This window comes from Stenotrophomonas sp. (assembly GCF_032103445.1).
Classification (GTDB): domain Bacteria; phylum Pseudomonadota; class Gammaproteobacteria; order Xanthomonadales; family Xanthomonadaceae; genus Stenotrophomonas.
Map to the genome: position 1 here is coordinate 42444 of NZ_DAMDFR010000013.1, position 13045 is coordinate 55488.

11 protein-coding genes and 1 pseudogene are annotated in these 13045 nt (G+C 60.7%); 5 read left to right on the forward strand and 7 right to left on the reverse strand.

Going from position 1 to position 13045, the window contains the following annotated elements:
* Positions 1–308 precede the first annotated feature (308 nt).
* Entirely contained in the window at positions 309–590 is a 282-nt protein-coding gene (locus RT551_RS07190) for a hypothetical protein (RefSeq protein ID WP_313456926.1), read from the forward strand.
* On the opposite strand, the gene RT551_RS07195 is transcribed toward RT551_RS07190, so the two are convergent.
* The gene (locus RT551_RS07195; RefSeq protein WP_313456929.1) at positions 574–1245 is read right to left on the reverse strand and encodes a recombinase family protein; all 672 of its coding nucleotides are present in this window, start codon (positions 1243–1245) and stop codon (positions 574–576) included. The two genes, RT551_RS07190 and RT551_RS07195, sit on opposite strands and share 17 nt — an antisense overlap.
* 1136 nt (positions 1246–2381) lie before the next feature.
* Here RT551_RS07195 and RT551_RS07200 point away from each other — a divergent pair.
* Positions 2382–2603: a helix-turn-helix transcriptional regulator gene (locus RT551_RS07200; RefSeq protein ID WP_313456932.1), complete on the forward strand. Its 222-nt coding sequence runs from the start codon at positions 2382–2384 to the stop codon at positions 2601–2603.
* Between the two features lie 63 nt (positions 2604–2666).
* A complete protein-coding gene (locus tag RT551_RS07205) occupies positions 2667–3368 on the forward strand; it encodes a hypothetical protein (protein ID WP_313456933.1) in 702 nt (233 codons plus the stop codon).
* A gap of 169 nt (positions 3369–3537) precedes the next feature.
* On the opposite strand, the gene RT551_RS07210 is transcribed toward RT551_RS07205, so the two are convergent.
* Positions 3538–5424, reverse strand: a complete 1887-nt coding sequence (locus tag RT551_RS07210; protein WP_313456935.1) for a recombinase family protein — start codon at positions 5422–5424, stop codon at positions 3538–3540.
* On the opposite strand from RT551_RS07210, the pseudogene RT551_RS07215 reads away from it, so the two are divergent.
* Positions 5325–6206: pseudogene (locus RT551_RS07215) on the forward strand (YifB family Mg chelatase-like AAA ATPase); the annotation flags it as partial. The gene RT551_RS07210 and the pseudogene RT551_RS07215 sit on opposite strands and share 100 nt — an antisense overlap.
* 280 nt (positions 6207–6486) lie before the next feature.
* The gene (locus RT551_RS07220) at positions 6487–7023 is read left to right on the forward strand and encodes a DUF2442 domain-containing protein (protein ID WP_313456938.1); all 537 of its coding nucleotides are present in this window, start codon (positions 6487–6489) and stop codon (positions 7021–7023) included.
* A gap of 12 nt (positions 7024–7035) precedes the next feature.
* Here RT551_RS07220 and RT551_RS07225 read toward each other — a convergent pair whose 3' ends face one another.
* From RT551_RS07225 to RT551_RS07245, 5 genes are all read right to left on the reverse strand, one after another.
* Positions 7036–8652: an EAL domain-containing protein gene (locus RT551_RS07225; protein ID WP_313456940.1), complete on the reverse strand. Its 1617-nt coding sequence runs from the start codon at positions 8650–8652 to the stop codon at positions 7036–7038.
* Between the two features lie 358 nt (positions 8653–9010).
* Positions 9011–9847: a sugar-phosphatase gene (gene yidA, locus RT551_RS07230; RefSeq protein ID WP_313456942.1), complete on the reverse strand. Its 837-nt coding sequence runs from the start codon at positions 9845–9847 to the stop codon at positions 9011–9013.
* A gap of 48 nt (positions 9848–9895) precedes the next feature.
* Positions 9896–10498, reverse strand: a complete 603-nt coding sequence (locus RT551_RS07235) for a hypothetical protein (protein ID WP_313456944.1) — start codon at positions 10496–10498, stop codon at positions 9896–9898.
* A gap of 142 nt (positions 10499–10640) precedes the next feature.
* Positions 10641–12383 (reverse strand): peptidoglycan-binding protein, encoded by a 1743-nt coding sequence (locus RT551_RS07240; RefSeq protein ID WP_313456946.1) that lies wholly within the window; start codon positions 12381–12383, stop codon positions 10641–10643.
* A 116-nt stretch (positions 12384–12499) separates the two neighbouring features.
* Complete coding sequence (locus tag RT551_RS07245) at positions 12500–13039, reverse strand: hypothetical protein (RefSeq protein WP_313456948.1); 540 nt, start codon at positions 13037–13039, stop codon at positions 12500–12502.
* Positions 13040–13045: the final 6 nt, after the last annotated feature.

The following is a 13045-nucleotide window of genomic DNA, read 5'->3' on the forward strand; positions in this document are numbered from 1 at the left end:
TTCGCGATCATCTGGTTGCGACGCTTTCCACCGCAGTTTTTCCAATCAGGGATGAGGCCAAGCTGCACGAACTTGAAGGCATTCTGTCGACTCTGTGGCAGAGTTGGAATCGATATTGCAGGCATGTGGTCATGGCCTCATGCCTAGGGTGCGACACGAAGACGCTCGGTAGTATCGTGGGCGTCCATCCTTCCGAACCTGTGATTGCCTACATCGCAAAGAAGCAGCAGAACGGAGTGGCACCTAGTACGGTGTCCACTCTCACCCTGACGAGGCTGGAGCCAACGTGGGGCGATATGGCTAAGCTCATGCAGATCATCACCGCGCTGGCACCCGTGAATGCTCCGCAGCTGCTAGCTGCCTTTGGCAATGTTCCCAGAATTGCGCACATACAGACCATTCGCAATGCAACCGCACATAGAAATACTCAAGCCATGGATGCGATATCCGCATGGCAGGCTTCATACGTTGCGAAGAGAGTACGCCATCCTCTAGAAAGCCTCTTTTGGATGGATCCCAATGTAGGTAAGTATTTGGTACTCGCCCGCATAGATGACATGAGCCAAGCTGCTTTCATGGCGAGTTGCTGAGGGATCTCTCCGCTCTCATCACCACGTTGCGAACTCCTGCTGACGTCCATGATTTCAGCCGTTGTGTCGGTACAGCCGCAGAGTTCAGTGCAGCAGCCACGGCGGCATAGGTTGAAGCGCCTGATAACTGGATGGCTCGGATCATGGGATGAGTCTTTCTAGCGAACGCGTCAGCACGCTCCATCCTTCGTCGAGTACCCTGCCAATGAACCTTTGCGATGTTTGGATTTCCAAGCTTTACGCCGCGCCGTTTCGCGGCGTCCAAGGCGGCTTTAGTACGCTGTGATATCAGGTCTCTTTCATGTTCGGCGATCGCTGCAATGATATGGAGCGTCAGCTTGTTAGCAGTCGGCATGTCAACTGCAATAAAGTCAACGCCTGACTCCATCAGCTGAGAAATGAATCTCACGTTCCGGGCAAGGCGGTCCAGACGAGCGATAAGAAGTACCGCTTTTCGTTTCCGGCAAAGATCTAACGCAGCTGAGAGCTGAGGGCGTACCGCGACTGAACCCGATTCAATTTCCGTGAACTCTCCTTCCAGGCTATCGGAAGGACACAAGTGAGCTCTGACCGCAGTGGATTGGGCTTCCAGTCCCAACCCGCTCTTACCTTGCTCCCTAGTCGATACACGGTAGTAGCCTACGAATGCGACCATATAAGTTCCATACCCCCGTTTTGTTTTTATAAGGTGCCCCGCCTAGGATCGCGGGGCTGCCCTGAGGCTTTAACAGAGTCTCGCCAGACTCGGCTGCGACGACACCGACCTCCATACACTCATGTGCAAGGACCCGGGGTCGCTTGTGAAGACCAACCTGATTCTTCGAGATCGTCATTCACGGTAGCCGAGACGCAAATGGACTGACCTCCTTTAGTCCAAGGAATCTGACACCCAGCGTTCCCGCACAGCGCAGGATCACCGTTTACGCTATGGGGTAGGCTTTCACTCGCTCCGGCTTCAGGCTGATACCCCAACCTGAGTAGCTGTGACCGAGTTCTTCCATAGGGCTGCCTTTCGTCAGCAATCTCTACTGACTGCGCCCGATCACCCTGTATCGGCGAATTCTGCGCGTCTTCGGTGGAAGGTGTGGTAGGCGGTGTGTCGGTCGCCTGCACGCCATGGATTTCGCTGACCGTACTTGCCGTCTTGCTAGCGTCAGGACGTCGAATCGCTGTGAACCGAAGATTGAAGCCCGGCTCTTCCATCGAACCCGCTTCCGTGAGGCTTGACTCCCATATCCCTCGCTCACCACTGGGATCTTGCAAGAAGTCGCCATCGAATTCGACTACTTCGCCTTCTTGCATTCCTGCTAGTACAGGGAACAACGGATTGTTCGGCGTGATAAGAGACCCAGATCCTACATCGGAGAGGCGGTTGTTTACGGTTCGGTAGCCTACGTCGAAGCCATCCACAGACGTCCCAATCCTAAGCGACACAACATCGGCACCTTGATTTGTGCTGATGCTCTGAATTCTGCCGAGCCATCCCCTGATCGGACCGTTGGCGGCGAACGTAGTCCGCGCCTTGTTGCAGGCATTGAACGCCGTGGACCTTTGGATCTCGTTAACTCCAGCCCTGTAAGCAACCAAGCACTCGTGATTCAGCTCAGCGAATTTTCGCTGGGTCGCCGGGTAGTCCAGCTCGCCAGCCCCCCGATGACAAGCGCCCAACGTCAGCACCATTGACACCAACACCAGTCCACTCCACTTCATGACCCACCCCTAAAGGATACCTATAAGTAGTCTACCTCTAACTCTGTAGAGCTAAAAGGAGCGCTCTCTTAGGGTTGCGGGATGAATTCCCCTCTTATCAGGCATCTTGGTCAGGTGTGCCGCGAGCGGCGCAAGGCAGCGGGTTTTAGCCAGGAAGGATTTGCCGACCATATCGGAATGCATCGCACGTACTACAGTGCAATTGAGCGGGGCGAGAAGAACCTGCAGCTCGACACCCTCTCCAAGGTCTGTGCTGGGCTCGGATGCAAGCCGTGGCAGGTGCTGCAAGAAGCAGACCCCTGAGACCTGAGCTCCTTGGACTGGGGGACCGAGTAAGGCAGGAAAACATTGGGTTAGATATCCGAGATGCTGGATTTCCCTTCAGCCTCCGGTATCTTCATGTTCGTTCGCGGCACCCCCTTTTCGTTCAGCAACCTTGACGCAGAGCAGCGTCAGGCACTCCGTAGCATCATCCCCGATGAGGCGCTGCCTGTTCCGCATGACGGGACCAAGCCGAGGCGCAATCGGCAGGCTGTCAGTTCAGTCGGTTCAGTAGGTTCCGTCGTAGCATCCAATGAAGAGCGGATGAACGCCGCCCTTCTCACCTACTTCCGCGAACACGACTTCAAAGGCGTAGCGGTCACTCTCACGTTTCGCGCAGCTCGACGCCCCGCTGTCCTTACTCTGGAGGCTGCCCAAGGCTCCGTGCGGGAACTCATCAAGCGGCTCAACAAGTTCTCTGGGGGGCGCAGGCGTCGTGCCTTGCAAGTGATTGCCGTACGGGAGGGCGGTGTCAGCCCCCAAGCTGCTGTCCGCCTCCACTACCACCTGAAGATTGAAGTTCCCGAAGGAATGACGGCAGAAAACTTTGCCTCCAAGGTGGAGCATTATTGGACCAAGTTGAGCTGGGCAAGTCCGAAGCAGAACGTGGTCAAGCCACTGAGCGATGACGGTTGGACCAGCTATATAACGAAGAGGCGCAGTAAGCAGAGCTATGCGGACGGTTTCGACTGGATCAACACGCATCTCCTGCCACCCCCGATTGCCGAGTGCTCGAGCGGTGCCTGACCTTGACCTTGCTATCGAGGGCGATCAGTCGCCCTTGATAGCTTCGCCGTGTCCGATGAGGGCTGCCGGGAACTTGAAAACTAATTTCAACTGACCGAACGATGTCCGATCATGCCCAGTCCGCGACATCGGATAAAAGGTCTTATTCGGAGCTGCGCGTTCGCAGATGTCAGCGATTGACTAGTCTCAATTCCTTCATCTTGCGACTCGCCTTAGCTCTGAAGACTGGACCGCGCATCCCGTCGATCCGCTCCTCAGCCCCGCTGCGGTAGAAGATGTGAACTTCAAAGTTCCGATCCTTGAGTAGCCTTCTGAGCTCAGCCTCGCTCTTAACACCAAAGACCGCCCGCCAGTCCTCGGAATTGTCGACAGCCTCGCCGTCCTCAGAACCGTCCGGTCCTCCGTCCAGTAGTTCTTCCAGTACATGCATCCCTGGTGAAATGACCATCCGATCAACCAGCGATCGGATCTGCTCAGCCAACGCTCGACGCAAGATCGCCGCATTTGGCGGGTCTCTTCTCCACCGGGATATCAGTTGTTTCAGCGCACTTCTGCGTTCGCTCTCGCTTGCCATCTGAACTTCTGCAACCCTGAGATCCAGCACTGTAAGTCGCTTAGTGGCTAACGCCAGCGTCCTCTCTTCCTCGTCGAGCCTGACCTTCACGGCTCGACTGCCCTCGCCGGTGCCTTCTCGGATGATGAAGTCGGTTAGCTTGCCGATCGCATTGCGGGACGTCTCGAGCTGTTCTTCGAGAGTACGCTTCTCGTCCATCGCCTCCTTGAGACGCTGGTCAACAACCAAGCCACTCATCACTTTGCGAGCATCAAGGCTCTCAATCTGTCCGAGCAGAAATTCCTCGACTAGCCCGTATCGCAGCGGTTGCATCGAGCAGCTGCCCTTTGCCAATGCAACTGAGCAATGAAGGTAGTCCCCACCCTTCGGCGGCGGTCCCTTCGAGACGAACCTGTATCCAGCGCCGCAGTGGCAGCGGAGCAGTCCAGTGAACAGATTCCCAAACCGCTGACCCTTGCGCCCCCGACCCGTCACTCGACGGGCATCCAGCGTTACTGCGACTTCGCGGAACAATGCTGCATCGATCACCTTTGGGTAGTACTCGGTGATTGCCTGTCCGTCTTCAGTCCGAATCTGTCGTCCATCTTCAATGCGCACTGTGTGGGGCTGGTACTCTCCAAGGACAGTACGGCTACGCAGCAACTTCTTGATGTAAGACTCTCTCCATACCGCGCTCGGCTTCTTACCCCAAGGCACCTCGCCACGCTCGTTAAGGTGCCTCGATATGGAGTACGCCCCCCAGCCGTTTCGCGCTAGCTCGAAGATCTCGCGAACTATCTCAGCGCGGTGTGGGTCTACTTCAATCCTGCCGTCCTTCACTACCAGCCAGCCAGGCACCCGCCTCGTTGCTATCTTGCCGGCGCGTCTAGCCTCGGATCGTTTACTTATCCACGCCTCACGACCGCGAACGGACTTCATCTTGGACTCTTCATGCGCTCGCGCCATGATGAATAGAGCACCAATCAAGTTGGTAGCATCGCCCACGGTCTGGGAAGAGTACTCCTGCTCTGGCGAGAGCGTCACGACCCTGATGCCTCGATCAATGAGGTCAAGCAGGAGCGGAAGCGCCCGACTGATGTCCTGGCGACTCAGGCGGTCTATAGACTCAACGATGAGCACACTTCCACGCTCAATCGCGCCGCTGTCCACCAGTGCGAGGAAGTGGCTCAATGCGCCAAGCTTGTGGTTCTTCCCGTGGAACGCCGAGACGCCAAGATCATCGAAGCGGTCTTCTAGCAACCAGCCCCTCCGAGTGGCATACGCGTTCGCTGCGTCGACCTGGCGACGCCTAGAGTCCCCTTTTAGCTGTTCAGGGGTCGACATCCGAGTGTAGGAATAGACTTTGGGCATGATCTGGAGCTGAGGCATGGGGACCTGTAATAGGCTACAACATGTTGCTGCTGGGTAGCCCGGGTTGCGGCAAGACCCTGCTGGCCTCCCGGCTGCCGGGCATCCTGCCAGACGCAACCGAGGCCGAAGCATTGCAGACCGCGGTCATCAGTTCATGCAGCGGCAATGGCATTGATACCGCACGCTGGCGGCAGCGCCCGTTCCGCGCGCCGCATCACACCGCCAGCGCGGTGTCGCTCGTCGGCGGCGGCTCTTATCCTCGTCCGGGCGAGATATCGCTTGCGCACAACGGCGTGTTGTTCCTGGACGAACTTCCGGAGTGGAGCCGGCACACACTGGAAGTGTTGCGTGAGCCGCTGGAATCCGGCCACGTCAATGTGGCCCGCGCTGCGCGCACCGATGCCTTCCCTGCCCGCTTCCAGCTGGTGGCCGCAATGAACCCCTGCCCGTGCGGCTGGGCCGGCGACCGCAGCGGGCGCTGCTGCTGTACCCCGGAAAGCATCCGCCGCTATCGCGCCCGCATTTCGGGTCCGCTGCTGGACCGCATTGACCTGCACGTACAGGTGCCGCGACTGGAGCCAGCGGAGCTGCGCAGCGATGCACCGCTGGGCGAAGACAGCCGCAGTGTCCGCGCACGTGTGGTGGCAACACGCGACATCCAGCTACGGCGTGCGGGCAAGCCCAACGCCCTGCTGGTTCCCACTGAACTCGACAAGTACTGCCGATTGGCCGATGACGATCAGTATCTGCTGGAAGCTGCCGTCGAGCAGCTGCAGCTTTCCGCCCGCTCCATGCACCGCATCTTGCGGGTGGCCCGCACCGTCGCGGATCTGGCTGGTTGCGACAGCATCGAAACCACGCACTTGGCCGAGGCCATCGGGTACAGGCAAGTGGATCGGGGGCCGTCGCGATGAGTTCTCAAGTCATCCCAACCACTTGGGTTATTTTGGAGTAGCCTGATGCCAACAGTCGCCCGCTTGGATGGACTGAGAGTGATGACTTTTCCAAACGACCACGCTCCTGCACACGTGCACGTGCAAGGGGCCGGACGAGAGGCGATCCTCCACCTCTGCTGTCCCGCTGGTCCTCCAGAGGTCAGGGACTACGTAGGGTTTAACGCTACCGAAGTTCGGACGCTGCGCCGCAATATTGCACCACTTGTCCCCCGCCTTTGTACTTGCTGGAGAGCGATCCATGACCGAAACTGATCGACAGCGTGCGCACGCTCGCGGCGAGATGCAGCGACTGCAGGAAACCAGCGCAGTCGTCTCCGTGCGTTATCAACGCAGTACTCGGCGGGTTGTACTGGAGCTTGTCACCGGTATCCAGCTATCTGTCCCGGTTGACCGGGTGCAGGGACTGACCAATGCAAGTGCTAATCAGTTGAGTGAGATTGAGGTCTCGCCCAGCGGTTTGGGGCTTCATTGGCCACAGCTCGACGCAGACGTCTACGTGCCCGGTCTGCTTCAAGGTGCCCTTGGCAGCAAGAAGTGGATGGCGTCCTTGTTGGGTCGCGCCGGCGGAAAGTCGACGAGTGACGCAAAGCGTACCGCGGCACGCCAGAATGGTCGGCTTGGCGGGCGTCCGCGCACCACGGATGAGTCAGCCGACACGCGACCGCAACGACAGGCGAACCTGTCTGGCTCCCTAGCCGCACGAAGTGGAACGATGTCCGTTGTGCCATCTGCTACAGCTCGGCGCAGTGTGGCAAAGGGCAGAAGCACCAGCTGACCCAAGGTCAGATCACACCACCGCGCTTCCCAACCGCTCCTCCAGCTCCACCTCGCGGGTGATATCGGTAAAGAACCCGTACCACCTGCGCGCGTGCCCGGTTTCCTTCAGATCGCCCCGGCTCAATACCCAGCGTCGACTGCCATCGGGCCATTCCAGGCGGAAGCGGGTCTGGAACGTGGTCGCCGCCGGGTCTCGTCCGACCCATTCGCTGCGCACCCGCTCGCGGTCCGGCGGGTCCATGCGCGCGTACCAGCTGTCGATGCGCTCGCGCACGCTCATGGCGGCCAGCTCCAGTGGGTGCGGCGTCATGTAGCTCAGTTCACCCGACTCCTCCGCCACCCAGAATACGGTCGGCGTGCCTGGTGCGGCGTACACGTCTTCCTGTTCGCGCGCGCGCAGCGCCGCTTCGTAGCGCTTGGTATCGGTGACATCGATGCAGACCACCGAAACACCCAGCACCACGCCGCCGGCATCGCTGACCCGCTCGTGGTTGAGCAGGAACGTTTCGGCGGTGTGCGGCATCACCACTTCGCTCAGATCGCCCTGGTCGTCGCAGAAGCCACGCAGGATAAGCTCCAGCGCACGGCCCCCGATCTCCACCGGCAGCACGTCGGTGACTTTCTGCCCGATTACCTCGTAGCGTGGCACATGGATCATGTTGCAGAACTTGGCGTTCGCAGCAGCAAAGCGCAGGTCGGGGTCGATGAAGGCCAGGCCCACCGGCGAGCGCTCGTACAGGATCTCCAGCTGGTACTGGCGCTGGTAAGGGGTGAGGTGTGTGCTGGATGGGGCCGCCTGGCGTGGCTCAAACCGGGCCAGCCAACCGGCAGCGGTGGCCGCGTCCATCGCCGGGGCCAGCCACCAGCCTTGATAAGTGTCGCAGCCGATACTGGCCAGAAACTCCAGTTGGAAGCGGGTCTCTACGCTCTCGGCAACCACCTTGGCCCCCAGACTCTTCCCCAGGCCGACAATGGCCGACACGATCTTGCGGCTGGCCTCATCCTGCTCCAAGGCACGAATGAAGCTGCCATCGATCTTGATCTTGTCGAACTGGAAACGATGCAGACGCACCAGGCTGGAGTAGCCGGTGCCGAAGTCGTCCAGCATGGTCTTGATGCCCAGTTCGCGCAGATGGGCGATGCCCAGCTCGGCGGCGCGCTCGTCCTCCACCACCTCGACCTCGGTCATCTCCACCCGTATCCGACGCAGCGGGAATCCGGTGGCTTTGAGCGTGGCAATGATGTGGTCCACCGTGGCTGATTCCTGCAGCATGGTGGGCGGCATGTTGAAGGCCAGGTAGAAGTCGCCAGGCCATTCACGGGCAGCGCGGCAGGCCTGTTCCACCAGGTGGATGGTGAGGCTGGCGATCAGCCCGGCGCTTACCGCAACAGGGATGAAGGCATCGGGCAGCAACAGGCGGCCGTCGCTGGCGCGCCAGCGGGCCAGTACTTCAAAGCCGCGCAGGTTGCCGGACTGCACGTCCACGATGGGCTGGAAGAACGGGACGACGGCGTTGGTACGCAGCGCGTACTCGAGTGCATCGTCGGTGACTTCCGGAACAGTGGAGGCAGCTTCGACACGTGCATGCGGGGGTTCGGCAGCGGTCATGCGATGTGTCTGTGGCATTCCGGACTCGGCGGAAAAGGGGGCGGCAGCGGGAGCGGTGGAAATGTTAGCGAACTGACGCTGCAAGCAATGTGCCGTGACAGTTCGCTCAACGCATGTGAGCAATCACGTGTAGACGTTTCGTGTGACGGATTGTCGCATTACGGGTGCGACGGCCTTTCACGCCTTGGCAGTGAAAGTGTGACGGCGTGTGGAGCAGAAACCCAAACTCACGCGGATGGTTACCGCCTCCCGCTCAACGCGGCCACACTAAATGTGATGCGCGTCACAATGCAATTAGACAAGAGCCGTTTTTGGATCGTTCAACATTCGCCTGCGTACACACGAAAACTGCGCAGGAACGCCGCCGTTGGCGACGTCAGCCACGCAGCACGAACCGCTCCAGCGCCAACGCGACACCGTCCTCGGCGTTGGTCGCGGTCTCATGCAATGCAGTGGCTTTGACCACGTCCACCGCATTGCCCATCGCCACGCTGGTGCCGGCGAACTGCAGCATGGTCAGGTCGTTCTCCTGGTCGCCGATGGCCATTACCTGGCTGCGGTCCAAGCCAAGGTGTTCGGCCAGCATTTTCAGCCCAGGACCCTTGCCTGCACGATGGTCGAACACTTCAAGGAAGAACGCCGCGCTTTTGAGCACGGCAAAGCGCTCGATCAGTTCCGCCGGCAAGCGTGCAATGGCCGCGTCCAGCACCGCCGGTTCGTCCACCATCATCAGTTTGATGAAGGACATCGCCGGGTCCATGTCGTCCACGCTGCGATACGAAAGCGGGACATGAGAGAGGTGCGAATCCACCACGGTGTAATGGCTGATGTCACGGTTGGTGGTGTACAGGCGCTTGCCGTCCAGTGCCTGGAAGTGCACGCCGAGTTCGCGCGCGACCCGCTCCACATACACGAAGTCGTCGAAGGTCAGCGGGAACTCGGCCACGCGATGGCCATCCGCCAGCCGCTGCACCAGCCCTCCGTTGCAGGCGATACAGTAGTCCTCGGCACCGTCGATGCCCAACTCGTCAAGAAACGGGGCGAGACCTGAAACCGGGCGACCACTGGCCAGAACCACCTTGACTCCCTGCGCTCGAGCGAGGGCGATGGCCTGCTTCACCCGTGGCGTGAGCTGATGGGCCGGATTCAGCAGGGTGCCATCCATATCGATGGCCACTAGTTCGATTGCCGGCGTACGCAGGCCCATGTCCATCACTTCAACCCTTTCAATTGCAACAGATTCCGGCACTGAAGCCGGGCGCTATTGTAAGCGCTGAGTCGCGCCACAGCGCTCACCGAACACCACCTCGCCCTGGCACAACACTTCCATCAGCGGCGTGCTGGAAACCTTGCCGGCCCAGTAATCCGCGATCTGCAGGCGTGCCCTGGCGTAGTCCCAACCGCCATCGATGGTACCCAGCAGGGCGTAGTCCAGCCGGGCCTGGGTGGTGCACCCGGACAGGTCGACCCTGCACAACACCTCGCCAATGCCGTACTCGCGCTTGAAGGCGGCGGCCTCTTCCAGTGCAGGGGTGGCAAAGAATGATTCCAGGCGCGACAGCTGGTCGGCGAACTCTTCCGCGCGAACCTGCTCGAACAGGCTTTCCCAGAACAGCAGCGACAACCGTGCCGATGGCACCCCGTGCAACTGCGGGTGACGGCTCCCGGCACCGACCAGGGCCAGGCCCAGCGGCGCATCCGGTTGCCGGCGTGCAATATCCAACGCGTGCTGCATGGCGTGATGCAGACCATGACGATGGGGGTCCGCCTTCAGGCCATAGTGGTACTCCGCAGTGGACACAATGCGGTAGTGCGCGTAATACGCATGCTCGACCGACTTGTAGCCGAGCTTGATCCGGTGCATCGACGGCCTCCTCCGTGAATTCGAACCCGTTATCGGTATCGGCGCGGGCGCGGGGAACTTGCGCTGCAGCGCAAAAAGGGCCGGCCAGGTTTCCCTGGCCGGCCCCCAACACCACACTCATGGCCCCGTAGGAGCCGGAACATCAGCGGCCCATCGCGACCTTCTGCTGTTCGTCCTGCACCTGGTTCTGCTGGGTGCTGTTGTTGTTGAGCAGCTGCGCACTGGTCTGCTCCACCGACGGAGCCGGCTGGCCGAGGTCCACTGCCGCACGGAAGCCCGGCGTGGTGCCCATCACGAAGGCCTTGCCGTCCTGCACGGTCACGCTGTGCAGCTTCTCCGGCGAATCAATGCCGGCCTGCTTGGCCTGGGCAGTGATGTGGGCGGCGGCTTCGTTGGAGATGGGGCTGGGCAGCTGGCCACGAATGGCGTTGTGCAGCGGCGTGTCCGGATGACCCTTGTCGCCGAGCAGCGGACCGGCCGGCTTGGCCTGTGCCTGATGCTGCGCCTTCTCCAGTGCGGCGTGGGTCTGCTTGCCGACGATGCCATCGTCACCCAGGCCATGCTGGCGCTGGAAGGCAATGACCGCCTCGCGGGTGTTGTCGCCGAACTTGCCGTCCTCGGCCAGGCGCTTGCCATCGGCATCGCGCACACCCAGGCGATTGAGTTCCTTCTGCAGTTCGGTGACCTCATCGCTGCGGTCACCCTTGCGCAGGGTACCGGCGGGGGCGTCATGGTCATGGTCATGCGCGTGGCCGTGCTTGCCGGCTGCCTGCACCACGCCCTTGTTCCAGTAGGCCTCCGGATTGATCAGATTCCCCTTGGGATCCTTCATCTGGTAATGCACGTGCTGGGCATACTGGTTCGGACCCTCCGGCCCACGGCCGCCCATGGTGCCGATCGGGTCACCCGGCTGCACGTGCTGGCCCACCTTGGCGGTCAGCCCCTGCATGTGCAGGATCTGGTGCGAATTGCCGTCGGCATCCTGGATCATCACCGTGCCGTACTTGCCACCCACCGAGGTGACCACGCCGGCGACCGGGGAATGCACGGTCGGGTGCTGCAGGTTGCGACCGCTCTGCCCGCCCACGTAGTTGAAGTCGCTGCCACCGTGGGCCTTTTCGCCGCGGTGTTCACCGAAGTGGCCGGTGATATGCGGCTTGACCCCGTTGTGCGGCGGCAGCATCACGTTCATGGTGTGCTCGTAAGAGCGGGTGGGATCGGCCTTGGCCACGGCGGCGGCACCGGCGGCAGCGCCAGGGGCGATCGCCGCGCCGGCCTGTGCAGCCTGCTGCGGTGCGTGGTTCTGCCCCTGGGTCTGGGCCAGGCGCTGGTTTACGAACTGCTCGTACTCATCCAGATGCGGCGCGACCTTGCGCTGGGAAAGCCCCAGGCCGCCGTAATCGGTGGTCGGGCCATCGTGATGGTACTTGTAGATGTAGTCTTCGCCCTGGCCACGGCTGCGTGCCAGGTTGCGGTTGTCGACGAAGTGGGCGACGAGTGCGTCCGACTGGGCGTCGACGTCAAAGCGGTTGGCGTTGCTTAAACCGTAGTGCTTGCCGGTTTTGTCGATGAACTGCCCCAGGCCGGAGGCCGAAGTGGTACCGGCGGCGGCATCGGGATTGAAACCGGATTCAACGCGGGCAATCGCCAGCACATAGGCAGTTTCGCGCGGGGTCAGCCCGGCTTCGCGCGAGGATTCGATCAGCGAGTCGATGACGCGCGACTGTACTTCGGGCGTCGCATCGCCCCATCGGCGCGATTCACCATGCAGGCGACCGTCGTTATCGCTGATCGGCTCGCGGTAATGGCTCCACGGCTTGATCTGGCTGCTGCGATATTCCGCGCCCTTGGGCTGGATCATATCGGTGTAGATTTCGTTTGGCATGTCTGTGCTATCCATTCTGTGAGAAAGAGGCTTTCCTTAAGGGGTGTTGCTCCTTGTATCGACCAACGGTCGATACCTACCACGTACTGACCAACCGTCAGTACCTACCGCACAACTCATTCTTCGATGTAGTCCACCTCCTCGGGATGGGTGATGCCGAGCTTGGTCAGCAGGGCTGCGTACTCGTCGTTGTTCGGGGACTTCTCGTCGCCTTCGTCCTTCAGCGGCGGGTTGCTGTGGGTCAGCGCGGTTCCATTGGTGTCGTACAGATAGAACCATTCGCAGAACGCGCAGCCCTGCTCCACTTCGCCAAACTGCACGACGAAGTAGGAAGTGCCCTTCTCATCCTTCACGCAGGCCAGGCCGACCGCGCTGTAGTCGCTCATTTCCGGCGGGTTTTCGAGGGTGCGGCGCTGGCCGTCCTTTTCGAAGTCCATGCGGGTTCGGGATGTTTCGTCGTTGGCCGGCAACACGGTCAGCGACAACCGGGCTCCGTTGCATTCCTTATGCATGCCTTTCTCTTCTTGCGGGGTGGATGAAACGGGTGCCGCAGGCGCGGCGGCGGCCGGCGCGGTGGGTGCTCCGGCCTCGTCACTCGGTGCACTGCATGCAGCCAGCAGCGCAACCAGCACGGGCACAAGCAGGGTCTTCGACATCACAGG

What these genes read in the sequence shown, in the direction of transcription:
- RT551_RS07190 (WP_313456926.1), top strand. Translation starts at nt 309, where the DNA reads ATGCAGATCATCACCGCGCTGGCACCCGTGAATGCTCCGCAGCTGCTA.
- RT551_RS07195 (WP_313456929.1), bottom strand. Translation starts at nt 1,245, where the DNA reads ATGGTCGCATTCGTAGGCTACTACCGTGTATCGACTAGGGAGCAAGGT.
- RT551_RS07200 (WP_313456932.1), top strand. Translation starts at nt 2,382, where the DNA reads ATGAATTCCCCTCTTATCAGGCATCTTGGTCAGGTGTGCCGCGAGCGG.
- RT551_RS07205 (WP_313456933.1), top strand. Translation starts at nt 2,667, where the DNA reads ATGCTGGATTTCCCTTCAGCCTCCGGTATCTTCATGTTCGTTCGCGGC.
- RT551_RS07210 (WP_313456935.1), bottom strand. Translation starts at nt 5,424, where the DNA reads ATGCTTCGGCCTCGGTTGCGTCTGGCAGGATGCCCGGCAGCCGGGAGG.
- RT551_RS07220 (WP_313456938.1), top strand. Translation starts at nt 6,487, where the DNA reads ATGACCGAAACTGATCGACAGCGTGCGCACGCTCGCGGCGAGATGCAG.
- RT551_RS07225 (WP_313456940.1), bottom strand. Translation starts at nt 8,652, where the DNA reads ATGCCACAGACACATCGCATGACCGCTGCCGAACCCCCGCATGCACGT.
- yidA (WP_313456942.1), bottom strand. Translation starts at nt 9,847, where the DNA reads ATGGACATGGGCCTGCGTACGCCGGCAATCGAACTAGTGGCCATCGAT.
- RT551_RS07235 (WP_313456944.1), bottom strand. Translation starts at nt 10,498, where the DNA reads ATGCACCGGATCAAGCTCGGCTACAAGTCGGTCGAGCATGCGTATTAC.
- RT551_RS07240 (WP_313456946.1), bottom strand. Translation starts at nt 12,383, where the DNA reads ATGCCAAACGAAATCTACACCGATATGATCCAGCCCAAGGGCGCGGAA.
- RT551_RS07245 (WP_313456948.1), bottom strand. Translation starts at nt 13,039, where the DNA reads ATGTCGAAGACCCTGCTTGTGCCCGTGCTGGTTGCGCTGCTGGCTGCA.